The 22,798-nt window shown below is 37.7% G+C and carries 22 protein-coding genes; 13 read left to right on the forward strand and 9 right to left on the reverse strand.

Annotation, left to right across the window (positions count from 1 at the left end; translation table 11 throughout):
• Positions 1–26 precede the first annotated feature (26 nt).
• On the reverse strand, positions 27–1,316 hold the full coding sequence (locus EHQ16_RS10750) for an alanine racemase (protein WP_135635707.1): 1,290 nt from the start codon (positions 1,314–1,316) through the stop codon (positions 27–29).
• A 236-nt stretch (positions 1,317–1,552) separates the two neighbouring features.
• Here EHQ16_RS10750 and EHQ16_RS10755 point away from each other — a divergent pair, with 236 nt between their 5' ends.
• The 3 genes from EHQ16_RS10755 (at position 1,553) to EHQ16_RS10765 (ending at position 6,051) form a co-directional block, all read left to right on the forward strand.
• Positions 1,553–4,777, forward strand: a complete 3,225-nt coding sequence (locus EHQ16_RS10755; RefSeq protein WP_135635705.1) for a SpoIIE family protein phosphatase — start codon at positions 1,553–1,555, stop codon at positions 4,775–4,777.
• Positions 4,778–4,887: 110 nt separating this feature from the next.
• A complete protein-coding gene (locus EHQ16_RS10760) occupies positions 4,888–5,568 on the forward strand; it encodes a nucleoside 2-deoxyribosyltransferase (RefSeq protein WP_135635703.1) in 681 nt (226 codons plus the stop codon).
• A gap of 108 nt (positions 5,569–5,676) precedes the next feature.
• The gene (locus tag EHQ16_RS10765) at positions 5,677–6,051 is read left to right on the forward strand and encodes a hypothetical protein (RefSeq protein ID WP_135635701.1); all 375 of its coding nucleotides are present in this window, start codon (positions 5,677–5,679) and stop codon (positions 6,049–6,051) included.
• Between the two features lie 57 nt (positions 6,052–6,108).
• On the opposite strand, the gene EHQ16_RS10770 is transcribed toward EHQ16_RS10765, so the two are convergent.
• Genes EHQ16_RS10770 through EHQ16_RS10780 form a run of 3 tightly spaced genes read right to left on the reverse strand, consistent with a single transcriptional unit; the run spans position 6,109 to position 7,689 of the window.
• Positions 6,109–6,618, reverse strand: coding sequence for an SRPBCC family protein (locus EHQ16_RS10770; RefSeq protein WP_244242039.1), 510 nt, complete (start codon positions 6,616–6,618; stop codon positions 6,109–6,111).
• Entirely contained in the window at positions 6,596–6,943 is a 348-nt protein-coding gene (locus EHQ16_RS10775; protein ID WP_135635699.1) for an ArsR/SmtB family transcription factor, read from the reverse strand. The genes EHQ16_RS10770 and EHQ16_RS10775 overlap by 23 nt, the downstream gene beginning before the upstream one ends.
• Positions 6,944–6,984: 41 nt before the next feature.
• Complete coding sequence (locus tag EHQ16_RS10780) at positions 6,985–7,689, reverse strand: glutathione S-transferase family protein (RefSeq protein ID WP_135635697.1); 705 nt, start codon at positions 7,687–7,689, stop codon at positions 6,985–6,987.
• Positions 7,690–8,068: 379 nt separating this feature from the next.
• Between EHQ16_RS10780 and EHQ16_RS10785 the strand changes: the two genes are divergently transcribed.
• Together EHQ16_RS10785 and EHQ16_RS10790 are read left to right on the forward strand one after the other, a co-directional pair.
• A complete protein-coding gene (locus EHQ16_RS10785; protein WP_135635695.1) occupies positions 8,069–9,034 on the forward strand; it encodes a hypothetical protein in 966 nt (321 codons plus the stop codon).
• Positions 9,035–9,230: 196 nt separating this feature from the next.
• A complete protein-coding gene (locus tag EHQ16_RS10790) occupies positions 9,231–10,085 on the forward strand; it encodes a DUF1554 domain-containing protein (protein WP_244242040.1) in 855 nt (284 codons plus the stop codon).
• Between the two features lie 39 nt (positions 10,086–10,124).
• Here EHQ16_RS10790 and EHQ16_RS10795 read toward each other — a convergent pair whose 3' ends face one another.
• From EHQ16_RS10795 to EHQ16_RS10810, 4 genes are all read right to left on the reverse strand, one after another.
• Positions 10,125–11,216, reverse strand: a complete 1,092-nt coding sequence (locus tag EHQ16_RS10795) for a helix-turn-helix transcriptional regulator (protein ID WP_135635691.1) — start codon at positions 11,214–11,216, stop codon at positions 10,125–10,127.
• Between the two features lie 72 nt (positions 11,217–11,288).
• Positions 11,289–11,564 carry a cysteine-rich CWC family protein gene (locus EHQ16_RS10800; protein ID WP_135635689.1) on the reverse strand — a complete coding sequence of 92 codons (276 nt, stop codon included), beginning with the start codon at positions 11,562–11,564 and terminating at the stop codon, positions 11,289–11,291.
• Between the two features lie 301 nt (positions 11,565–11,865).
• Positions 11,866–12,648 (reverse strand): ethanolamine ammonia-lyase subunit EutC, encoded by a 783-nt coding sequence (gene eutC / locus EHQ16_RS10805; protein ID WP_135635687.1) that lies wholly within the window; start codon positions 12,646–12,648, stop codon positions 11,866–11,868.
• Positions 12,645–14,039: an ethanolamine ammonia-lyase subunit EutB gene (locus EHQ16_RS10810; RefSeq protein WP_135635685.1), complete on the reverse strand. Its 1,395-nt coding sequence runs from the start codon at positions 14,037–14,039 to the stop codon at positions 12,645–12,647. The genes eutC and EHQ16_RS10810 overlap by 4 nt, the downstream gene beginning before the upstream one ends.
• 326 nt (positions 14,040–14,365) lie before the next feature.
• Here EHQ16_RS10810 and EHQ16_RS10815 point away from each other — a divergent pair, with 326 nt between their 5' ends.
• From EHQ16_RS10815 to EHQ16_RS10850, 7 genes are all read left to right on the forward strand, one after another.
• Positions 14,366–14,587: a hypothetical protein gene (locus EHQ16_RS10815; protein ID WP_135635683.1), complete on the forward strand. Its 222-nt coding sequence runs from the start codon at positions 14,366–14,368 to the stop codon at positions 14,585–14,587.
• 13 nt (positions 14,588–14,600) lie between these two features.
• Positions 14,601–14,837: a hypothetical protein gene (locus EHQ16_RS10820; RefSeq protein ID WP_135635681.1), complete on the forward strand. Its 237-nt coding sequence runs from the start codon at positions 14,601–14,603 to the stop codon at positions 14,835–14,837.
• A gap of 20 nt (positions 14,838–14,857) precedes the next feature.
• A complete protein-coding gene (locus EHQ16_RS10825; RefSeq protein WP_135635679.1) occupies positions 14,858–15,061 on the forward strand; it encodes a hypothetical protein in 204 nt (67 codons plus the stop codon).
• 18 nt (positions 15,062–15,079) lie between these two features.
• Positions 15,080–15,523 carry a hypothetical protein gene (locus tag EHQ16_RS10830; protein WP_135635677.1) on the forward strand — a complete coding sequence of 148 codons (444 nt, stop codon included), beginning with the start codon at positions 15,080–15,082 and terminating at the stop codon, positions 15,521–15,523.
• Between the two features lie 399 nt (positions 15,524–15,922).
• The gene (locus EHQ16_RS10840) at positions 15,923–17,449 is read left to right on the forward strand and encodes a cryptochrome/photolyase family protein (protein ID WP_244242041.1); all 1,527 of its coding nucleotides are present in this window, start codon (positions 15,923–15,925) and stop codon (positions 17,447–17,449) included.
• A gap of 285 nt (positions 17,450–17,734) precedes the next feature.
• Entirely contained in the window at positions 17,735–19,966 is a 2,232-nt protein-coding gene (gene katG, locus EHQ16_RS10845; protein ID WP_135635675.1) for a catalase/peroxidase HPI, read from the forward strand.
• A 2-nt stretch (positions 19,967–19,968) separates the two neighbouring features.
• Positions 19,969–20,343, forward strand: coding sequence for a high-potential iron-sulfur protein (locus EHQ16_RS10850; RefSeq protein WP_135635673.1), 375 nt, complete (start codon positions 19,969–19,971; stop codon positions 20,341–20,343).
• A 20-nt stretch (positions 20,344–20,363) separates the two neighbouring features.
• Here the strand turns inward: EHQ16_RS10850 and EHQ16_RS10855 are convergent, their stop codons facing one another.
• Positions 20,364–20,870: a hypothetical protein gene (locus EHQ16_RS10855; protein ID WP_244242042.1), complete on the reverse strand. Its 507-nt coding sequence runs from the start codon at positions 20,868–20,870 to the stop codon at positions 20,364–20,366.
• Between the two features lie 297 nt (positions 20,871–21,167).
• On the opposite strand from EHQ16_RS10855, the gene EHQ16_RS10860 reads away from it, so the two are divergent.
• Positions 21,168–22,547, forward strand: coding sequence for an Lcl domain-containing protein (locus tag EHQ16_RS10860; protein WP_167482655.1), 1,380 nt, complete (start codon positions 21,168–21,170; stop codon positions 22,545–22,547).
• The last annotated feature ends 251 nt before the right edge of the window (positions 22,548–22,798 follow it).

Consider the following 22,798-nt stretch of genomic DNA (forward strand, 5'->3'; position numbering starts at 1 on the left):
TTAGTATGTCTCAATCTTAAGACATACTAATTGATAAAACACTTCCAAGTTCCAGAGATTTTTCCCTTACGTAATAGAATCACTTCTCCCATCTCCGCCATTACCTTTTCACTTTGAGTGGGTCGGAAAAAAACATAATCATCAGGTTGTAAACCGGTGGCCCGACTTCCATTTAAAATTCCCTGGTTCGTACTCGCACCATAAAGACCATTATCGAAAAGACCTTGTGGAGATTCTTTTTTTGCAAGATAAGCCCCACCATAAGTAAAATAAGTAACCTGCAAATTTGGATTCCAAAGCGGAAATATAAAAGAAATTGATTCTAAAAAAGGAATGGTAGTTCCCTCTAATCTTTTTAAGACAGGTGCGGCTATGAAAAAAGCCGGTTTGTGTTCCGTAAGTGTACTTACATCAAAATCAGTAGGCATCACAAGTGCCGATCCTACAGATACATCATTCACAACATGATTATTCTTTTGATAAAAACGATACGTTTTACTTCCACCCCCATTCAAAAGAAGTTCCTTATCAAATAAAACCGGGAAGGATTTTTTACCTGATGCAACGAATTCTTCGTATTTGGACAAAGATAATTGAATTTCCTTTGTGATCGCATCATTCTTATCACCTAACAAAATAGGAACAGATGCCACATGTGGTTCATATCCCATAAACCCATCAAATTCCAAGTTATTTGGATTTTTTTGGATCAGGGAAAAAGTTTTGTTTGTTTCATCAGAATTTTGGAAACCTCCACGGTGAAGGCCCACATCAATCTCGAGTACAATATGTAACTTAATATTCTTAGATTTCCCAAATTCTAAATATTGATTTAATCTTGTTTCTGTATCCACCAACCAATGAATTTTTTGGAACTTATCTACTTTTGTTTTTTTAAAAATATCTTCTAATGCACGAAGTGGCATCGGTTTACCTAATAGAATATCAAAGGAAGAAAACTCATCTTCACCAAGTAACATAACCAAATCACCCGAATGAAAAACCATAAGCCGATTCGTTTTTGTGGCCTTCGTGATGTAACGAAGAAGGTCTAATGATGGAAGAGATTTCACTACAATTCTATAGTGTAAAGGAGATGGAATGTTTTTGGAAAGAGTAGATAAATTTTCATCCAACCGGTCCAAATCCAATAGTATTACCGGTTTGCCAAAACCATTGTTTTTAAGTTCTTGGTTGAGTTTTGCAAAGTATTCCTGATAAGGAGAGCCGTCATCTTTTGGTCGTAGAAAAAAAACAAAAGCGAACACAGTGACAAGAAAAACGATAAGAATTCGAAAAAACCGACTCTTTAACATCGATAATACTGACTCCCAAGATTGTTAATTTCCAAAAAGTCCAATCGAAACGACTAACTGTAAATCGAATTTAGTACTAATTTTAACTGAATGAATGTTTTTTCAGCAATCGAGGAAAGTTTGATTTTAGTGAAGACCATCCCGTTTTCCTTCACCGAACATTCTTTTCTTCTTGGTAAAAATCTGGCATACCCACTAATGATGCAAAAGGTAGACTCTTTTACTTGGGAATTAAAATGAACCTTCGTTCTCTATTTGCGATTTATTGTTCCTTCAGCTTACTACCTATCTACGCGAGTCCCAACCTTTCAACCTTTTCCTTAGGAAAGCCTGCCGAATTAGTCAAACTTTCAGGAACTTGGAAATTCAATCCCAAGGACGACATAACTCAAGGAAAAAAAGATTTTTCTGATGTTAGCTGGCAAAAGTTACCGATCCCAGCACAATGGAATAATTCAGGATTATCTGGATTTAAAATTGGTTGGTATAGACAATCTTTCCAAGTTTCGAAAACATTCAAAAATAAGAATATCAGCATACTCACACCAATCATAGCAGATGCAAATGAATTATACATCAATGGAGTCCTTGTTGGTAGAACCGGACTCATTTCAGAGTCGGGAGATTTAGTTAAAAAAAGTAGCCGGATCTCGGTTTATCCGATCCCACCGGGACTCATTTTATATGATTCTGATAATATAATTGCAGTGCGAGTAGCTGACGATGTGGGTTGGGGAGGGTTTGTTAATTCAGAGTTTTATATTGGAGAATCGGAACTCATCCAAGGAAAATTCTATAGTTACATAATGTGGAATTCTGCCACATGTTTCGCATTTATTTATTCCGCACTTTATTGTTTGATTCTTTGGTTAAGAAGTAGAAGGGAAAAGGCTTATTTATTATATTTTTTCTTTGCTATCCTTGCAGGATTTGCTACCTTCGGAAATTTATCTCTACCTTACTTTGTTTGGGACGAGTTTTGGTTTAATCATTATATCTTTCATCCTAGTTTAAATATTATGGGTGTGGCTGGTACTCTATTTTTTTTAGAATTTACAAACCACAAACCCTCAAAACTAATCAAAGGAATTTTGTGGTTACACTTTAGCATAGCCCTTGTATCTTTATTTACTTTCCATCCTACGATTTTAAAGTTATATTCAAAATATACATTAAACATCTGTAATCTTTTTTCTTTATTTGAATTAATTTATGCTTTTTTCCTCAACTTTCAAGCAGTCAAAAACAAACAACCAGGCGCATACATTATCTTGGTTGGACAAATAGCCCTTGCTTTTACAGCAGCTTTTTCGATTTTAAGTTACTCACAAATTTATGTTACCGTGTTTGATAGATCGCTTTCTGAAGGATTTTTAATTTATACTTTAAGTTTATCTTTTGCTTTATCCATTCGATTTGCGAAACTTTATGAAGTCACAAACCAATTAAAAGGTGAATTAGAACAAAAAAACGAAGAGTTAGTCTCATTGGATAAAATGAAAAACGAATTTTTATCCAATACATCTCACGAACTTCGAACTCCACTCAATGGAATCATTGGAATCACAGAATCATTGATAGAAGGTTCCTTAGGTGCTTTAAGTTCAGGTGTTACTAAAAATCTAGGGATTATCATTTCATCGGCCAAAAGGCTTTCGAGTTTAGTTAATGATCTACTTGATTTTTCTATGATCAAAAATAGAAAATTCAGTCTTTTTCCCATAACCTTAGCCATCCAACCTTCAGTCGACATCGTAATCAGTCTCTTAGAACCTGCTGCCAAAGAAAAGGGAATCAAACTCACTAGTGAAATTCACGACGACACAGCTCTGGTGTTTGGTGATGAAAGCCGGATCCAACAGATTTTGTTTAATTTGATAGGAAATGCATTAAAGTTTACTGAATCAGGAAGTATACGAGTTACAGTAAGACCAATTAACAAAGGTATTGTGGAATATTTAGAAATCTCAATTACCGATACAGGAATTGGGTTATCCAAGGAAGACCAAGGAAAAATTTTTGCACCGTTTGCACAAGCAGATGCAAGTATATCTCGAAACTTTGGCGGTGTTGGACTTGGGTTATCCATTACAAAAACTTTGGTAGAATTACATACAGGTAACATTTCCGTTGAATCCGAATTAGGGAAAGGATCTATATTTCGATTTACTTTGCCTCTTGCCAATGGACAAACAGGTTTTCAAACAAACCCAAACTTATCAATAGAAACATTCGATCGTGGATCTATAGAAGACGATCTCAGAGGAAACTTTATCGTCGAACAAAACTATGTCGAACGAATGGAAGTCACTTCAAATCTCTCAAAGGATTTAAATAAAAACTTTACCATCCTTGCTGTTGACGATGACCCAATCAACCTTGAAGTATTAAAAATCCAACTCAGTGGTTGCGGATTCAATGTATTACCCGTTTTGGACGGACCAACAGCAATTTCTGTAGCACATGAAGTAAAACCAGATTTAGTTTTATTGGACATTATGATGCCAAAGATGAGTGGGTATCAAGTCTGTAAAATTCTTAGAGAAACCTACTCGATTCATGAAATGCCAATCCTAATGCTCACTGCCAAAAATAGAATTGATGATGTCCTTTCGGGACTAGAAGCAGGAGCTAATGATTTTTTAGGAAAACCTTTTGACAAAAGAGAACTTCTCGCAAGAGTAAATACCCTCATTCTTTTAAAATCTGCTGTGGAAGAAAAAGAAGATTATTTAAGTATCAAAGCAGAACTCAAACTAGCAAAAAAAATCCAAGATTCGTCTTTACCCTTACATCCACCAACCGGCGAAAGAGCCAAAATTGTATCCAGATACAATCCCATGACTGCCATTGGTGGGGACTACTATGACTTTCATACTCCGGACGAATATAGTTTGGGTGTTGTGGTGGCCGATGTTTCTGGACATGGAATTCCCGCTGCCATTGTTGCAGCAATGTTCAAAATGGCATTTAACTTACAGAAACATGTTTCTAAAAAACCAAATGAGGTTTTGAAAAGAATCAACAAACTATTGCTAGATTCCATTCATAAACAATTTGTTACCGCTTGTTATTTGTTTTTTGATTTGAAAAACCATAGGATACTCTATGCAAGTGCCGGTCATCCACCTGTTGCATTTTATAGGCGAGAGACAAACAAAGTGGAACTTGTTCGACCGAGAGGAAGGATTCTTGGGTGTTTTCCAGAAATCCCTGACGAAATTTTAGACATTCCTTTTAATGTGGGCGACAGAGTCATTTTATACACGGATGGCATTTCGGAAGCACGAAACCCTTCTGGAGATATGTTTGGTGATGAAAGGCTCAGCCACTATATATTAGAAAATTCCACAAACAAATCTGCGGATTTATTTGCCGATGGGCTTTTAGATCGAGTAAAAGAATTCTGTGGGAAACCAATTCCCGATGATGACATAACTCTTGTTGTAGTTGATTTATAACCCCTCACCAAACAGCTAACTTTTTTTATAAAACCCTAAAATTTGTAATGATTAAATTTAAGGATTAATCAAAAACTACTCTGATTCTTTTGAATGACTTAGAGGATATAATGAGCGAATATATTTACTGTTCTGGACCGATGTTTAGTCCCGAAGAACTAAACACAATGGCAACAATTGCAGCCACTTTGGAAACTGCCGGATACAAAACCTACCTCCCTCAAAGAGATGGAATTGAAGTAGCGAAAGTTATGGCGATGATCAATACTCCAATCATCTCTGGAGAGATTTTTCGAGACATTATGATTTTTGTTCAAAAAGCAGTATTTGCTATGGATGTGTATCAAGTTGTAGAACGATGTAATGCAACAGTGTTCAATATGAACGGAAGACCAGCTGACGACGGTTCCATTTCGGAAACGGGGATTTCTTTTGCCACAGGAAAACCTATCGTTATTTATAAAAATGATCCAAGGACAGAATTTAATGGTTTAGACAATCCCCTTCTCACTGGCCTTAGTTATAACTGGAAATATGTCACAGACATTTCTCAAATTCCAACCAAACTTGCAGAAATCATTAAAACAGTAAACGAGGCAGGAGAAAATTCTTATCTCAAAAACCCACCACCTATGGTCAAAAAAACTATGGAGGTCGGAAAAGAGGTTTGGGAAATTTTACAAATCATTCGGTTTTTTGATCATAAAGAAAAAGACCTACTTGCCATTCTTAAGGTGCTTGTAGAAAAACTAAAAGGTTCCGCAAGTTTTATGAAGTATTTAGAGGCCTAATTCCATTTTTTCTAGGGGTTTTGATGCAAAAAAAATCCCTAGATTTCAAAACACCTCCCTATTTTGTCCTACCCCACGAGTATTCTGGATGTAGAGGTTAACAAATTTATGGAATACATGGAATCCCTACTTGATGAGTATTATGATCTTTCTTTGAAACTAACAGGACTCGGTGGCCCTGCGAATGATTCCGAACTCTACTTTGAACTTTTGTCCATTGAAGAGGAAATCTGTTGGGAATTTTCCCTTCCTGCTTCTGCAAAAAACCGCCAACTCTTTCAGTTCTTTGACCCAAAAAATTCGAAAGAAACGAATATTCAATTGGCGATCCAATCTTTAGAGCGAACTAGAACAAAATACTTTTACAAACCTGAAAAACCTTTCTTCGAATACTTAGAACGAGAAAAAGAAAAGAATGATGTCAAAAACATAAGAGTTCCGATGATCAATGGGACTTTTTATGAATTTTTATATCCAGTTTGAAACTTTTCTTAATTTAGCAAAAGACAACAAAAAACAAGGCTCCGAGATCCGGAGCCACTAACTTAAATCCTTCACAAGCCGATCAAACCCGGCGTTCGTTCCTTCCACACGGCCGCGCACTTCCTCTTCGGTAGAGAATTCAGTCTTACTACCGGGCTCTTTAAAAAGTACAATTTGTTCGGTAAAAGTCATTTTAGTTCTGCCTTCCAAAGGTGACTCAAATAAAACAGTAACTAGAGAGACAGAAATACGAATGTCATTAACATACATACCGAAGGCATACACAATCCGTTCGTTAGGGACAATATCATAAAATGTTGCATCAAAAACATGACGCCCGCCAGAGGGTGTTACCACTAAATTGGATTCTTTTCCACCAACTTTGAAATCCAGATTGAATTCAACAGTTTTCCAATCATCATGACAAGCAAACCATCTTCGTTTGGAATCTGCATTGGCCCAAGCCGCAAACGACCTTTCTTTGGACGCAGGTAAAATCCTTTCAATGGTAAATGTTGAATGTGTTACGTTTCCTTCTTTCACTTCACTCTCCGTCCGAATTTTCATCGGATGATTCAATTAAAAAACTTTCTAACCGATCAAAACTTTTGTTCCAATTTGCCTTTCTTTCTGCTACCCAAGTATCAATTCCAGAAAGTTGAGTGAGCACCAATCGGTATGTGCGAACTCTACCTGGTTTTTCAGATATCACGATACCAACATCTTCCAAAACCTTTAGATGTTTTAATACAGATGGTAAGGCCATAGCAAGTGGTTCTGCCAATTCTTTGACAGAAAGTGGCCCAAAACTCAATCGTTCCACCATAGACAAACGACTGCGGTCACTGAGTGCGTGAAAGGTATGTTCCAAACCAACAGTTTTAGAATTCATATACAAACAAAGATTAGTTTCTTTAACATAGTATTTAGTCCTTAATTTTTTTCTTTAAGGAATCGTTTTGGAATTTTGTCAAAAAAAGGATACATAGGAAAATAAGGTTCTGCTTCAGCTATCGTGCGTTTGACGGAAGGTCTTTCCAATAAACTCTCAAAGTAATTCGTGATTTTGGGATGGGTAGTTCGAAAACTTAAAATTGTATCCGCATAAAAAAGAGCCGGTATCGCTGAACAATCAGCCATACTAAAACTTTCGCCCGCAATAAAGTTTCGAGAATTCAATTGTCCCTCAACCATATCATAAGCTGTTCGAAGACGAACGAATGCTTGTTCCACACCGATGGGATCATTTTGACCTTCGGGCCGCAAACGATCGATGACAATCTTTTGCATTGGTTCACTGATATAAAGATCAAAAAAACGATCCCAAAGTCTTATCTCCAAAGCCATAGAAAAATCCTTAGAGATGAGATTTGTTTTCCCTGGGTAAAATTCGTTTATGTATTCGATGATGATGGAGGTTTCGGGGATGGTTTTCTCCCGTTTTCTGTCTCGGAGCAAAGGAATTTTACCTACAGGCCAATAGGATAAAAGTTCGGCACTGGACTCTTCTTGCATCAAATCCACAATCTTAGATTCGAATTCAGTTCCGTTTTCATAAAGAGCAATTAGTGCCTTATGACAAAAGGAGGCAAGCGGGTGGATATAAAGTAAAAGATGGGGAGATTGATAGTTATCCATTTGGAAAACTATTTCAAATCTCAGAAATTAGGGCAAGCAAAATACTTAGCCAAATGGAAAAGTATTTAAGGATTCAGTGAGTGAAAATGGACACTCACTTTCGAATTCCACCGTATGTAAAAGGTAACTGAGTTTCGAATTTCAGTGCCTGACAAAGGAAAGCCCGTTTCCTTATCGCTTCAGTGGAAAATACCATCCAATGCAAATCGAAACTCACTCACTTTTTTCCATACATTCCCTGAGCAAACGAGGAGAAACCAAAACATAGAAGAATAAACATTCGGAAACAATCCAAACATGACATTTGGGATAGGTCAAAATTGTGGCTCGTGACATCCAGGACATGGTCGGGAAGAGCGGTTCATGTTACCTTAAATGCATGAAAACACCCAAAAACTCCATTCGGCATTTTGATAGGTTGCAACGAAGAACCATCCAATTTGTTCGCTGGAACCTTCCGGTTCTAGTCTTAACAAGCCTTTCACTTTTTTTTCTAAAATGTGAAGGCACTTCACCCGATGCAAAAACCCTTCTCGTACCTCTTTTGGTTTCTGCAGATTCTACAACATCTACAGCATTTGGGGGGAACCAAGGAGGACAAACAGGAAACGGAACTCCAATAGCAGTGGATGATACCCCGCAAACGTTTGCTCCTACCCTCAATGATATAACGTATATCACGAATGATGCCAATCCAGCTGATGATCCCTACTCTACAAAGGGACTATTGCAATTTCAAAAAACAAGCGTTAGTTTCAAAAAACCAGTTCCCTCAAATACAACCATTACCCTCTACTTCGGGAAAAAAAATATGGAACTACAACCTGATGGAACCGTTACCAATGCTCTGGTAACACTCAATCGTACAGCCGCTACCTTTTCTGGTTACACCTATCTTACGGAAGCTGACAAAAAGGTCAAAGTGTACGTTGTGGCAAAAAATGAATTTGGAATTTCCACAAAACAACTAACCATCGGACATCCAAGAATCTGTGCCGATGCACCAAAGCTTCCGGCAACAATCGGCGATTGTAATGACCACTGTATTGAAGCAACGAAGACGGGTAGTATAGTGGAACTTAATGCAAAATACAAACTACCGATCCAGGGAACATCTCTTAACTTAGACATAGTTGGAGTAAGTCCAAAAAGTTTGCCGGAATACATAGCCCCATCCCAGAACTTAGTGATCCCCGTTCCGAATGCCGGTATCCATACAATCAAAACTAGCTTTAACATTTATGATACAGAATTTCTCTGCACAAAAGTTACTTCCTTTCTTACGATAAGTAACCCCATGAAGTTTACAATCGCAAATGGATATTTAAGTATTCCCAATGATTGATCCTGTTTTCAAAAAAATCCGATCTGCTTCTTTGAACAAAATACCAATTTGCAGATCTGGATTTTGGTCGGGCAAAAGTATATACACTTTTTCTTATAAACACAAGGATACATTTTACTCATTGGTTTCGATCACTCATTCTTTTATTATTTACTTTTTTTCTATAGCAATGATAACTAACTGTGACCCATCTAAAATGGAAAATGTTTGTGATACAAGTTCCAAATCTTATTCCAAAACAATTGCCGCAAAATCATTACTAGGTGATGAAAGCCCTCATTGTTTTCCGATGAATGGCTCAAGTTTTACTGTTGGGGGGAAAATTTCCGGACTTACTGGGAGCGGGCTCACATTAATTTTAAATCATAAAAATACACTTGTGATTCCCGCTGGCAGCACAGAATTTTCTTTTCCTACCCAGATTCCTATTGGCTCTAACTACGAAGTCAATTTTGCAACTCAAGCGGAAGGTAACTTCTGTGAGCTGGCAAATTCATCAGGAAAAGTTTCCAACAAAAACATAAAGGATATTGAGATTTTTTGTAAAGCTTCTTGTGTGAAATGTATTATATTTATCACCCAGAATGGTTATCCGGCCAATATAGGAAAAGCATCTAACTTTGATTCCAGTTGCCACTCGGATCCAAACTACCCTGGCACAGGGAATTACAAAGCAATGGTGGTTGATGGAATCTCACGACGAGCCAGTCTCACAGCCAATTTAGGGGATGGTCAAATCGATTGGGTTTTTAAAGCAAGTCAGGCTTACATAAGGCCAGGAGGAGTGAATATAGAAACATCCAATGCCAATGGATTATTTACCTCAAGTCTTTCTACACCAATTACAACCGTTAGCTCTGACCATTGGACAGGACTCAATTCAGATTGGACATCATATTTGGATGGAGCTTGTTTGAAGTGGACTACAAAGGCCACTTTTGAACTTGGAATGACCGGAGATGCTTATACCCAAGATATATTGACACTTACAGCTGGAAGAGGATTACAAAACTGTTCCGTCAATCGTGAGTTAGTTTGTGTCGAACAATGAGATAAACAGATAAACAAACTTTTTTATTTGTTCAATGATTCAATGGCTCTGTGATTTTTGTTTGGATAAAAAAACAGTCAAACGTTGCAATTGGTCTTTTGAGGTGGAGTTGGTCTCAGGAAGCACCTTACCATAAATATTTTTTAAATGATTTCGCAAAGTCCCATCAGAAACATTTAAGATAAGCCGAATAAAGGAACGACTATGTCCTTCAGCAATCAACTCACAAATCCGTAGTTCTTGTTTGGACAGTCCAAAGTTTTCAAGAGGAAGAGAAAACGAAAGGTTCGGTTTTTCATCCTTCAAAGTGGTTTTTAACAGATAAGAAAAAAACAACAAACTAGTAAGAGTGGTTACAATCGAAACAACCAACTCGCGTAGAGGGAAAATAGGCAGTATACCCAAAACTAAAATCCCAACAAGCAATCCAACAGCAAGGGAAATCAAAATAGAAGCAAACAAACTATAAATACTTGGTTTTGATGCGTTATAACGATTCAAATAAATGGAAAATAAAACAGAAATGGTAGCATCAACTACCGGATGTAAAGGTGGAAAATTGAATCCATACATTGGCAAAAAATTAGAAAATAAACCGAACCACCAAACACATAATGCCAAAATAAATGTTTTCCGATGAAAGAAAGAATTCCATTCCAAAGGGGAAAGAACAAAGTATAAGGAAATAGCAATTGCAAAAAAATGCACAGAACCACCTAAGATTCCACCAAAAAAAGTAAGCAGAGGGGCTGTTCCAAAAGACAAAGTAGCGAATCCATAAACAATGGTTTTTGGAATGGAAGAACAAAGTAAATCAACTACAAGTGCATAGACTGCAATGAAAATTGTTCCTTGGTTGAATAATTTTCTTCCCGTACAAAAAGAACACAAAGCCACAAGAATTGGAGCTAAAAGGAAAAAAGAATGGCATTGGAAAATCCAAAAAGCAAGCCCCGAAGTTTCATCGGGGGCCAAACAAAGGGCCGCAGTGGCCGCATTCTGAACCCCAATCGTAAAATAAAAAATACTTAAAAGCCTGTGAAAACGATGATCACGAGTGATATTTTCGATAAAACAACTTAAATTTGCCAGGGAAGCAAACAAAGGTACGAGAAAAAACAAACTAATCACAGGAAAAAATCACCTTACTTATACTAATAAAACAACTAACGAAGTTTTTTTTCCATTCAATTTTAAGATTTATCAAAAACTCCAAGTGATTGACTTATAAGATTTTGTAATTCTAAATTCGAAAGCAAGGGTTTCCATACACTGGTAACAAAGACAATCAGAATATTGAGTTGCCAAATAGTCCCTTTCTTCTAATGAAAGGTTAACTTTCGTACATTGGCAGAGACTAATGGAACCAACCTTACATTCAAAACTTCGATTACAATTGGGACAAAGTTTTTCTTCGTGTTTGATTTTACCTTCAGTTTTTTTTGGGATTTCTGAGTTGTTTAATTTGAATTCTTCCAAGATATATCTCCTTAAAAAAAGGAATCACTCAATCTCTGTTAGCGGGAGGATTGCGAAGATTCCGGTATCTATGTCCGGGATCCTTATTTTAACCTAGGAACGAATGATCGTTTACGGGCGATTCATTTGTGGGAAGATCCGACTTTTCCATCCAAAAAATTTGGATGTGAATTCACGGTTGCACCGTCAGTTGAGGAGTTTCACCTCATTCCTCCCGGAATTGATTTAATTAAAAATGGAAGTCACTGTTTCTGTCAATCTTCTGTTCCTTAAGAATTTTAGTTTTTTTAAGTGGGTACTTTTAATTAGAATCTGTAATCACAGTTTTGTCTTTCGATTGTATTAAAAACTCAGGAGGCATCTCGTCTTTTAGATCCACACCTGAAAGTTTTCTTTGGATGGATTCAGTGATGAGATACATGGTTTTGGCAACTGCACTCTCAAAATTAAAACCACTGGGCCGAACGTTTGAAATACAATTTCGACTTTCATCGGTTTTTCCCACTTTCGGATGATAGGTGATGTACACTCCCAAACTATCAGCAGAAGACAAACCTGGTCTTTCTCCGATCACCACAACAGAAAGTTTTGCATTTAAAATTTCACCAATTTCATCACCAATAGCAACCCGTCCCAACTTAGCAAGAATCAGTGGAGCAATAGACAACTTAGTTTTTCCAATGGATTCCATCAAAAGTTTAAAAAAAGGAATTAAATTTTCATCAATAGCTTTTGCTGAAAGTCCATCCACCCCAACCAAAACCAAATCAAAATTACCAGCTAATGGTTGTAACTTGCAAGTGGACTCAAAATCCAACCTTCGACCCAGATCTGGTCTAAGTAAATATTCTTCTTTGGAATGAACCTGGCTTTTCACAAACATACTGGAGAGATTTTTTGGGTTTCCCAAATTTTCCATTTCCTTAACTAACTTTAAATAATCGGGATTTAGTAAAACTGCATCGCGTGCACGAGCATGATCCAAACGAAAACGTAATGTTTCTTTGGTGGATATCGAACTTCCGAACCGAGAAAGTCCAATCCTCGCGTTACTAAACTGTTTCCATTCATCCAAAAAGGTCATGGTTTTGATTTTCCTAAAATTTCTTCGAGTAACCTTAACTCTCTATTTTCTTTGGGTAAAAATCCATTTTGGTTTGAAAAAATTCCACGGTCGAGTAACCAAGTTTCAAATTCAGGAGCCGGTTTTAATCCTAAAACTTGCCTCAGATACAAAGCATCATGAAAAGATGTACTTTGGTAAGATAACATCACATCATCGGCCCCGGGGATTCCCATAATATAAGTGCAGCCAGCAACACCTAGCAGTGTCAATAGTGTATCCATATCATCTTGGTCTGCTTCTGCATGGTTTGTATAACAAACATCGACTCCCATAGGAAGACCAAGTAATTTCCCACAAAAATGATCTTCTAATCCTGCTCTAATAATTTGTTTTCCATTGTATAAATATTCTGGTCCAATAAAACCCACAACGGTATTCACAAGAAGTGGTGAAAACTCTCTGGCAACGGCATAGGCTCTTACTTCTAACGTTTGTTGATCGATTCCATGGTGTGCACCTGCAGACAAAGCACTTCCTTGCCCTGTCTCAAAATACATTACGTTATCTCCGACAGTTCCTCGACCGAGAGCCAGTGCCATTTCTCTTGCTTCTTTTAATACAGAAAGGGAAATACCAAAACTTTTATTTAAGTCTTCTGTTCCTCCGATCGACTGGAATACCAAATCGAGAGGTGCCCCTCGTTTCATCACTTCCATAGAAGTTGTCACATGAGATAAAATACAAGATTGGGTAGGAATGGAATACTTTTGAATGAGGTTGTCCAACATTTCGAGTAGTGCAATCGAAGTGGGAATGTTATCGGTAGCAGGATTGATTCCAATCACGGCATCTCCACTGCCGAGTAATAATCCATCCAGAAGACTTGCGGCAATTCCTTTCGGATCATCCGTCGGATGATTCGGTTGTAACCGAACAGAAAGACGGCCAGGTAACCCCAAAGTATTTCTAAATTTTGTGATTACATTTATTTTTTTACCAACCAAAATTAAATCTTGGTTCGACATGAGTTTTGATACGGCCGCGGCCATCTCGGGAGTGATTCCCCATCGGATGGAAGTAATCAATTCAGATGTTGTTGTCTCAGATAACAAAAAATCGCGAAACCCACCTACTGTTAAGTGGGAAATCAAAAGAAAGGCTTCTTTATTATGAGATTCAAAGATAAGGCGAGTCACCTCATCTTTGTTTGCTGGTATTAATTCTACATTTAAAAATTCTGATAAATATACATCTGCCAGCGCCATTTGAGCGGCAATTCGTTCTTCCTGGTTTTCCGCAGAAACAAAAGCTAAGTCATCACCTGACCGGTGGGGACTTGCCTTTGCTAACAAGTCTTTTAATTCAGGGAAGTGGTAGGTTTTTGGTCCGAGAATGGTTTTATAACCCATATAGAAATTATATTGGATTTAGGATTTTTCGGATATAACTTTTCCTTGAGATACGACTTCGGAAGCGGAGTTTCTTTGATTCCAACAGCTGCGTTCTAAACCCGAAAGGAGATCACTAAACAAACAATAAGTATTCCGTGATTTATTGCAAAAAATTTACCAAAAATTTAAGAACAAAGTTTAATATCAACTTTGTAATGGAAAATATTACAAAGTTGACCATCAATATCTTCGCATAATATCTGTTTCCAATTGCAGAATATATTGACTCCGAAAAGAAAGACGACTAACTTTGTCTGAAAATTCATCGTGAATGAGGAAGATCTATGAAAAAACTAGCGTTAGCTGGAATTCTATTTTCAATGGTTGCTTTTGCAAATTGTACGCAATACCGCGTCATTGATTCTGCAAATGTTGACGGAAAACTTTACGTAACCGTAATCAAAGCACCTTTTTTTGGTGGGGCTGAAGGATATGTTGCAAAATGTGATGCGGATGCGTCTGGAAACCTAAAATGCAAACAAGTTCGTTTGAATGTAACTAACTAAGGAGAAGAAAATTATGAAAAAAATAGCATTAACACTGGGAACCCTTCTCATTCTTACATTTGCAACAAACTGTGTCTCCGTTTACCAAATTAAATCAGGTGGCAAAGGCAAAGTAACCGTTACACAACATGGACCAATTATTTTTACTTCTGATGAGTATACTTGCGATGTTACAGCTCAAGATGACCTATCTTGTGTAAACATTGAAAGTGCTTTTGGTAACAATCCAAGCCTTGGTGCTAACAATTAATCAGTTAAGGAATCAAAACTATGAAAAAAATACTATTAACACTTTCACTCGTTTCTGTTAGTGCACTCATTTCTTGCACAACAACAAGTTTGACACAGGTTGGAAACTCAACATACCGTTTCTACTTTCACCCTTACCAATTCAATTCTGAAGTGGAAAAATGTGATATTGCTGCTGACGGAAAAAAAGTTTCTTGTAAAGAAGTAACAATCGCTTTCGAGTAATTCAACAAAAGGTAGGTTATGTTAAAAATTTTCATTTATTGTTTCGTTTTAGGTGTAACCTACCTTTCCTGCAAACCATCCTCGACTCCAGATTCCAAAACCCTTGTTGGCAATCCTGAGTTCAAATCCATCTCACTTTCAACATTTATCGCAAGTACTAAACCAGCTTCGGAAATGGACAATGTAGAAACTCCCATAGCCAACCTTGGAAGTTTTAGCTCCTCCATCGCTGTTGCAAAATCTCGCACTGTTTTCAAAGAAAACAAAAACAAGTTCACAGTCCCAAGGGCCATATACATCCTCTCTGGTTCGGGCAAGATACATTTTGACGATGCTGTATTACCAATCAACAAAGAGGACTGGGTTCATTTCCCACCTGCAAATGCGATTGATATAGAACCAACACCTGGAAAAGTTTTAAAGTTTATCATTTTTCACGGTTATTGGGTAAACAATCAATAACTATCGTTAGTTTCAATTTCCAACCATACCAACTAACAAATACTTAACGAAATTTCTTTTTCCGTTTGGGCGTTCCCAATGTTTTCTAATTCAAAATAAATTCCCCTGGTTCGGGCCGAGCTCGTCCGGGGTTCCGCGTTCGCTCCCGTCCCCCACCTACTGTTAAGTGGGAAATCAAAAGAAAGGCTTCTTTATTATGAGATTCAAAGCTAAGTCATCACCTGACCGGTGGGGACTTGCCTTTGCTAACAGATCTTTTAATTCAGGGAAGTGGTAGGTTTTTGATCCGAGAATGGTTTTATAACCCATATAGAAATTATATTGGATTTAGGATTTTTCGGATATAACTTTTCTATTATCTTCGCTAAGGACTTGTACATTTCTTAAGAAGAATGTCTAATGATCACGCGCACACAAAAGATGAAAAAAGGCCTTCTGATACTTGGGAATCAACTTTTTGATTTGTCTGACTTGGTTCCTGCGACCGTCAGAAATCAATATACAATTTTTATGCGTGAAGACAAGGAATTGTGCAATTATTATCAGTTTCACAAACAAAAAATTGCCTTTTTCTTTTTGGCTATGAGGAAATATTGCGATGAGCTAAAATCCTTAGGTTTTAATGTCCAATATGAAATTTTGAACGATACAAATATTTCCTACGATGAAAGTTTAACAAACTTTTTAATTAAAAACCAATTCGATGAATTCCATATTTTTGAAATCGAAGATAAATTTTTTGAAGTACGAATCAAACATGTTTTAACTCAGACAAAAATTCATTGGTTTGAACACAAATCTCCAATGTTTTTAACATCCCGAGAAGAATTTAACAAATACTTGGTGAACTCAAGAAAACCATTTATGAAAACGTTTTATCAGTCTCAAAGGAAAAAATTCAATATATTAGTCGATGAAAATGGAAAACCTGATGGTGGGATGTGGAGTTTCGATTTTGAAAATCGAAAAAAATTGCCAAAAGGATTTTTTCCTCCACCCATCCCTGAAATCACTATAAACTCTGACGAACAAAAGGTTTTGGATTTAATTGAAAACAAATTTTCCACTCATCCCGGTGATACACGCCATCTTTGGTTGCCGACAACTAGAGTTGAGGCCAAAGAATGGTTAAATCATTTTTTAAAATTCAGGTTATATGATTTTGGTGTTTATGAAGATGCTCTCTCCACCAAATTTCCTTTTATTCATCATTCGATTCTGACGCCTTTTCTCAATCTAGGATTACTCACACCAAAAGAAGTCATTGATGAAACATTAAAACATGCTAAAAACAACGATATTCCAATCCAATCATTGGAAGGATTTATCCGCCAAATCATTGGTTGGCGAGAGTTCGTAAGAGGTATCTACCAGAATTTTGGAGAAACTCAACTTACATCCAATTTTTTTGGACACAAAAGAAAACTCACCAAACATTGGTATGAAGGAAATACTCTCATTCCACCGTTAGATCATGTAATTCATAAATGTAACCGTTATGGATATGCACATCATATTGAAAGACTGATGATTGTTGGTTCGTTAATGGTATTATTAGAAATAGATCCATTGGATTCATATAAATGGTTTATGGAAATGTTTATTGATTCTTCGGATTGGGTTATGACACCCAATGTATTTGGAATGGCTTTGTTTAGTGATGGAGGAATTTTTGCCACCAAACCCTATATATGCGGCTCCAACTATTACAAAAAAATGGGATCCTATCCAAAAGGAGAATGGGAAATGGTTGTTGATGGGTTATATTGGAAGTTTATTGAAAAACATAAAAGTTTCTTTGAAAAAAATCCCCGCCTTTCAGTGATGATTGGAAATTTGAATCGATTAGATCCGAAAAAGAAAAACCTACTTTATCAAATGAGCGATGAATGGAAAGAAAGGATCACTCATATCGAATCCATTTAATTTTCTTTCCACTTTTGCCTAACTTACAAATGCATCAGAAAATTTGATCCGAAACACTTTTTAGGTTCCGTCGACTTCCTTTTTTTTTACCTCTCTGTGAAACTCCAAAATCTAAAAAAGAACCGAATAGAGAATCCAATTCAGATTTTTTTTCCGTTCGCATTGACAAAAACCAGATTTAGTAGTTCCACCTGCATAAATTTAGACTAAATCTAAAAAAATAGCTTGATTCCCTTTGCTAGACTTGTTCTAAATTTAAACTAAATCTAGAAAGTGAAGGACAATATGAGAACAACCAATATTTCTGCTATTGCCATTTTAGTGCTCTCCTTAAGCTCACTGGGGGCAGCAGACACTAAAGAATCATCGAGTTCGATGGATCGCCAAGGAAACTCTAACCAGTTTTGGTGGCCCGAAAGACTCGATTTGGCACCTCTCCGCCAACATGCTGCGGAATCAAACCCCTTGGGAAGACAATTCAACTACTCCAAAGAATTCAAAGAACTCGACATCCAGGCAATTAAGGAAGAAATCAAAACCTTAATGAAGACCTCGCAAGATTGGTGGCCTTCTGACTACGGTCACTACGGGCCATTTTTCATTCGGATGGCTTGGCATAGTGCAGGAACTTACCGGATTGCTGACGGCCGTGGTGGAGCTGGTGGTGGACAACAAAGATTTGAACCACTCAATAGTTGGCCTGACAACGCAAACCTAGACAAAGCAAGACGACTCCTTTGGCCGATCAAAAAGAAATACGGAAAAAAAATATCTTGGGCCGACCTTATGGTTCTCACAGGAAATGTGGCTCTTGAATCTATGGGTTTCAAAACTTACGGATTTGCTGGAGGAAGGACAGACGATTGGGAAGCCGACCTCGTCTATTGGGGACCAGAAAAAAAATGGTTAGCTGATGAAAGGTATGAAGGTGATAGAAAACTAAAGAACCCTCTCGGGGCCGTACAAATGGGACTCATTTATGTAAATCCAGAAGGACCTAACGGAAACCCTGACCCACTAGCAGCCGCTAAAGACATAAGAGATACCTTTGGTCGAATGGCGATGAATGACGAAGAAACCGTAGCTCTCATTGCCGGTGGACATACTTTTGGAAAAGCTCATGGGAAAGCGGATCCTTCCAAACATGTGGGAAAAGAACCAGCAGCAGCTGGAATCGAAGAACAAGGATTTGGTTGGAAGAATGCTTATAAAAAAGGAAATGCTGAAGACACCATCACCAGTGGACTCGAAGGTGCATGGACTGCCAATCCAACAAAATGGACAACCCAATATCTAAACAACCTATTTGGTTTTGAATGGGTACAATCAAAAAGTCCGGCAGGTGCCATCCAATGGATTCCTAAAGATGGAGCTGGGGCCAATATGGTTCCCGATGCCCATGACAAAACATTACGTCATGCGCCAATTATGTTCACGACTGACTTAGCTTTAAAATTTGATCCAAGTTACAAAGTCATTGCTAAAAAATTCCAAGAAAATCCAAAAGAGTTCGAACTTGCTTTTGCTAAAGCTTGGTTCAAACTCACTCACAGAGATATGGGACCTCTTTCCCGCTATATTTCTAAGGATTTACCAAAAGAACCTCTCATTTGGCAAGACCCTCTCCCTGCCGTAGATCACAAGTTAGTTGGGACAAAAGAAATCGACACCCTCAAAGGTAAAATTCTAAAATCAGGACTGACCATTCCAGAACTTGTCAGAACTGCTTGGGCCTCCGCTGCTAGTTTTCGTAGCACAGATATGAGAGGGGGAGCAAACGGCGCAAGGATCAGACTCGAACCACAAAAAAGTTGGGCGGTGAATGATCCCGCAGAAGTTTCCAAAACATTAAAGAAATTGGAAGAAATTAAATCCGATTTTAATGAATCAGGAAATAAAATCTCACTCGCAGACTTAATCGTGCTCGGTGGAAATGTTGCTATCGAAGAAGCAGCCAAAAAAGCTGGGGTGAAAATATCTATCCCTTTCACACCGGGAAGAACGGATGCCACTGTGGAACAAACAGACGTTTATTCATTTTCTGTTTTGGAGCCAAAAGCAGATGCATTCCGTAACTACTATGGTGCAGGGACTTCACTTTCACCTACAGAGATGTTAGTTGATAGATCGAACATGTTATCTCTATCCATTCCGGAAATGACGGTGTTACTGGGTGGACTCAGATCTCTAGATGCCAATTCTGGCAAATCAAAACATGGAATCCTTACCACACGACCAGGAATTCTCAGCAATGATTTCTTTGTCAACCTACTCGATATGTCGACAAAATGGCAAAAGTCATCGCAAACGGAAGGATTGTATGAAGGTGTTGACCGCAAAACAGGCGCTAAAAAATGGACTGCCACTTCTGTGGATCTCATTTTTGGTTCTCATTCGGAACTCCGCGCCGTTGCTGAAGTGTATGCGGCAGATGATGGTAAAGATAAGTTTGTAAAAGACTTTGTGGCCGCATGGAACAAAGTGATGATGTTAGATCGATTTGACGTGAAGAAGTAAAAATGCCCAAAACTTCGCGAAAAGACTTTTTAACCAAAACATTGTATTTGGTAACCTCTCTCTCTTTAGTAGAGGGAGGTTTTGGTTTCTCCTCTAGTTTGGTAGCAAAAGAAAAACTTCCCGAGACTTTGCCAGAAGGATCCAAACCCGTTCCCGAATCAGATCCAACAGCAAAAGCATTAGGGTTTCATCAGGATGCCAAACATACAGATTTCACCCTTTATCCAGAAAGAAAAGATCCAGGATCAAAAAACCAATTTTGTAAACACTGCGCACAGTATACAAAGATCAATGAAAAATGGGGAAAATGTAATATCATTTCTTCTGGTCTTGTTTCTTCACAAGGTTGGTGTTCTGCTTGGTCTTTAAAATCGTAATAGAAGTTTGGAAATAATTTTTATTTCCAAACACATTGAGTCAGATCTACTTTTTCAAAGACCCAAGGTTTATGGGCATGTTTTGCATTTTTATCTTCAATCAAATCGAATGATTTTGTTTCTGAAGGAATACTCGGAAAATGCAAAGTAAATGGAGTATTTTTCATCTGTGTTCGTTTGGGGCAAAGTCCCACACCTTCTGATTTCAAAAAAGGATATGAAGTTCCCAAATCATCACGAAACAACATCCCTTCTTTCAATACACAAACTTTTTTAGATTCTTTTGTGTATAATTCTAATTTGGTTTCTGTTTCGGATACACAAACTTTACTAAGGACAACTACTCCTAAAAATTCGGAATGCAGGTCACAACACTGCGGAGTCAGATTCCAATTACGTTTTGTGACGGTTGTTTGAGTTGTCTCTTCCACAACCTCATCCTTTACCTGTTCGGTCGAACAAAAACTAACCAAACAAAAAATACATACAAATATTAAAATATTCGAATTTAAAAATCTACTACCCATACAAAAATACTTCCTTACTATCCTGATGAAAGGATGAGAATCACATTTACACTAAGAAAACCCATTCCCTCTTTCATCCCTTTTTTTAAGCATTTATCTAATTTCTGCAGAAAACAAAACCGGCAAAAGTGATAAAATGAAGAAAGTTTTCAGCCAAAAATTTGGTAATTTATTGACTCCCGAAATAAAATTCCGATATCAAAAATTAGAATCCTTAAAGATTTATACATAAATCTACAGGTGGAAATGTCCCATTTGACTCTGTTTTTTAGGGTTGGAAGGACGGTTAGGATCAATATGAAACGAAGTGATGAACGTTCTCTTAAAAACTTCCGTTTCTTTTATTTGTTTTTTCTCGTATTCTTCATTACCTGCAAAAATCCCGAATTGGAAAACCTTTGCGACCCCAAGTATAGCGGTTACTATGAAACCATCCTTTTCAAAATCCTTTCCGGAAATACATCCAACCACTGTGGTCTGAACCTAAACCAAGTGTTTATCCCTATGTTTTCTCCAAATCCTGGACATTATACGGAACCTAATTTTATATCCATCACTTCCTTCACACCCGGGGCCACCATCTATATCACTACGGACGGTTCTTTACCGACGACAAACTCTACTCCCTACACATCACCTTCTTCTATTTGGAGGTTGGCAGGACAAAGGATCCGTGCGGTGGCGACCAAACTAGGGATGGACAATAGCCCCGTTGCCGAAGCTACCTATTCCCTTATCCCATTAAAAACGGGCCAAACCACAATTTACAGTTCGGGTGATGATGGATCTGTCCGCTCTGGATTTTCTACCAATTATTCTGGACCTAGTGCCAATGCAACCTACCCCAATGATTATACAACCTATGACCAATCCACCGGGATCCTTTGGAAATCTTGTTCGCAAGGTTTAGAAGGGCCGACTTGTGGAATTAACAGTGTGTCAGTGGGAAATGCTGCCACCTTAAGTTCTTCCTGCACCGCACTCAATTCTTTAAATTCGGGTAATGGTTATGCCGGTCATAAAACTTGGCGCCTACCTACATTAAAAGAATTGTTTACCACTAACGATGCAAGTAAAGCAACAGCAACGATAATCAATCCGACAGCTTTTCCTGCAACGATCGCCTTTGCTTATTGGGCATCAACTCCTTACCTTAACAATGTTACAAATAGCTGGTATTTAGATTACCAATACGGTGATTCGTATATTCAAAATACAAACTCCTATCATGGTCGTTGTGTTGCTTCACCGGCACCAATAGAAACTCTTTCCTATACCGACAACGGAGACGGAACTGTCAGAGACAATGCCACTGGCCTTACTTGGCAAAAATGTTCTTATGGACAAAACAACGATAGCACATGCTCACTAGCAGCGAGTGCTACTACTTGGTCAACAGCTCTCGCTTATTGTAGTTCTTTGAATTTAGGATCTAGAACTTGGAGACTACCCAATCGAAATGAACTAGCAAGTTTGTATGATCATTCAAAGTCTACTCCCCCGATGATTCACCTGTCTGCATTTCCCAATACAACTGGCGATCATTATTGGACTTCTACAACCCATGCAAACACAACTGCGAATGCCTGGTATGTCAATTTTGGTACGACAACAACCAATTTTTACGAAGGATTTCCTAAAATAAATTCGATCTATGTTCGTTGTGTCTCTCAGTAATCTTCAGTTTTCCGCAAAGAAGTGAAATTGGATTTGAAGTTGAGTACAAATACCTTTCTCTCTCTATAATGCTTTCAAAAAAGTACAAAAAGTTATAGTTCACAAATTAAGATCACAAATAATTCTGCCTTAAGATCCTAAAGAAATATTGCAGTGACCAAACGACAAACTGAACAAGCCGTACCAACGGCACTATCTTAGTATAAAAACTGATTCGATTAGGCAATAAGACTACAGAAAGCAAAAAGATT

Origin of the sequence: Leptospira kanakyensis (assembly GCF_004769235.1) — a bacterium.
GTDB lineage: Bacteria > Spirochaetota > Leptospiria > Leptospirales > Leptospiraceae > Leptospira_A > Leptospira_A kanakyensis.

What these genes read in the sequence shown, in the direction of transcription:
- eutC (WP_135635687.1), bottom strand. Translation starts at nt 12,648, where the DNA reads ATGACCTTTTTGGATGAATGGAAACAGTTTAGTAACGCGAGGATTGGA.
- EHQ16_RS10815 (WP_135635683.1), top strand. Translation starts at nt 14,366, where the DNA reads ATGAAAAAACTAGCGTTAGCTGGAATTCTATTTTCAATGGTTGCTTTT.
- EHQ16_RS10850 (WP_135635673.1), top strand. Translation starts at nt 19,969, where the DNA reads ATGCCCAAAACTTCGCGAAAAGACTTTTTAACCAAAACATTGTATTTG.
- EHQ16_RS10790 (WP_244242040.1), top strand. Translation starts at nt 9,231, where the DNA reads ATGGAAAATGTTTGTGATACAAGTTCCAAATCTTATTCCAAAACAATT.
- EHQ16_RS10755 (WP_135635705.1), top strand. Translation starts at nt 1,553, where the DNA reads ATGAACCTTCGTTCTCTATTTGCGATTTATTGTTCCTTCAGCTTACTA.
- EHQ16_RS10820 (WP_135635681.1), top strand. Translation starts at nt 14,601, where the DNA reads ATGAAAAAAATAGCATTAACACTGGGAACCCTTCTCATTCTTACATTT.
- EHQ16_RS10765 (WP_135635701.1), top strand. Translation starts at nt 5,677, where the DNA reads ATGGAATACATGGAATCCCTACTTGATGAGTATTATGATCTTTCTTTG.
- EHQ16_RS10760 (WP_135635703.1), top strand. Translation starts at nt 4,888, where the DNA reads ATGAGCGAATATATTTACTGTTCTGGACCGATGTTTAGTCCCGAAGAA.
- EHQ16_RS10840 (WP_244242041.1), top strand. Translation starts at nt 15,923, where the DNA reads ATGATCACGCGCACACAAAAGATGAAAAAAGGCCTTCTGATACTTGGG.
- EHQ16_RS10825 (WP_135635679.1), top strand. Translation starts at nt 14,858, where the DNA reads ATGAAAAAAATACTATTAACACTTTCACTCGTTTCTGTTAGTGCACTC.
- EHQ16_RS10855 (WP_244242042.1), bottom strand. Translation starts at nt 20,870, where the DNA reads ATGGGTAGTAGATTTTTAAATTCGAATATTTTAATATTTGTATGTATT.
- EHQ16_RS10770 (WP_244242039.1), bottom strand. Translation starts at nt 6,618, where the DNA reads ATGAAAATTCGGACGGAGAGTGAAGTGAAAGAAGGAAACGTAACACAT.
- EHQ16_RS10810 (WP_135635685.1), bottom strand. Translation starts at nt 14,039, where the DNA reads ATGGGTTATAAAACCATTCTCGGACCAAAAACCTACCACTTCCCTGAA.
- katG (WP_135635675.1), top strand. Translation starts at nt 17,735, where the DNA reads ATGAGAACAACCAATATTTCTGCTATTGCCATTTTAGTGCTCTCCTTA.
- EHQ16_RS10860 (WP_167482655.1), top strand. Translation starts at nt 21,168, where the DNA reads ATGAAACGAAGTGATGAACGTTCTCTTAAAAACTTCCGTTTCTTTTAT.
- EHQ16_RS10780 (WP_135635697.1), bottom strand. Translation starts at nt 7,689, where the DNA reads ATGGATAACTATCAATCTCCCCATCTTTTACTTTATATCCACCCGCTT.
- EHQ16_RS10775 (WP_135635699.1), bottom strand. Translation starts at nt 6,943, where the DNA reads ATGAATTCTAAAACTGTTGGTTTGGAACATACCTTTCACGCACTCAGT.
- EHQ16_RS10750 (WP_135635707.1), bottom strand. Translation starts at nt 1,316, where the DNA reads ATGTTAAAGAGTCGGTTTTTTCGAATTCTTATCGTTTTTCTTGTCACT.
- EHQ16_RS10830 (WP_135635677.1), top strand. Translation starts at nt 15,080, where the DNA reads ATGTTAAAAATTTTCATTTATTGTTTCGTTTTAGGTGTAACCTACCTT.
- EHQ16_RS10785 (WP_135635695.1), top strand. Translation starts at nt 8,069, where the DNA reads ATGAAAACACCCAAAAACTCCATTCGGCATTTTGATAGGTTGCAACGA.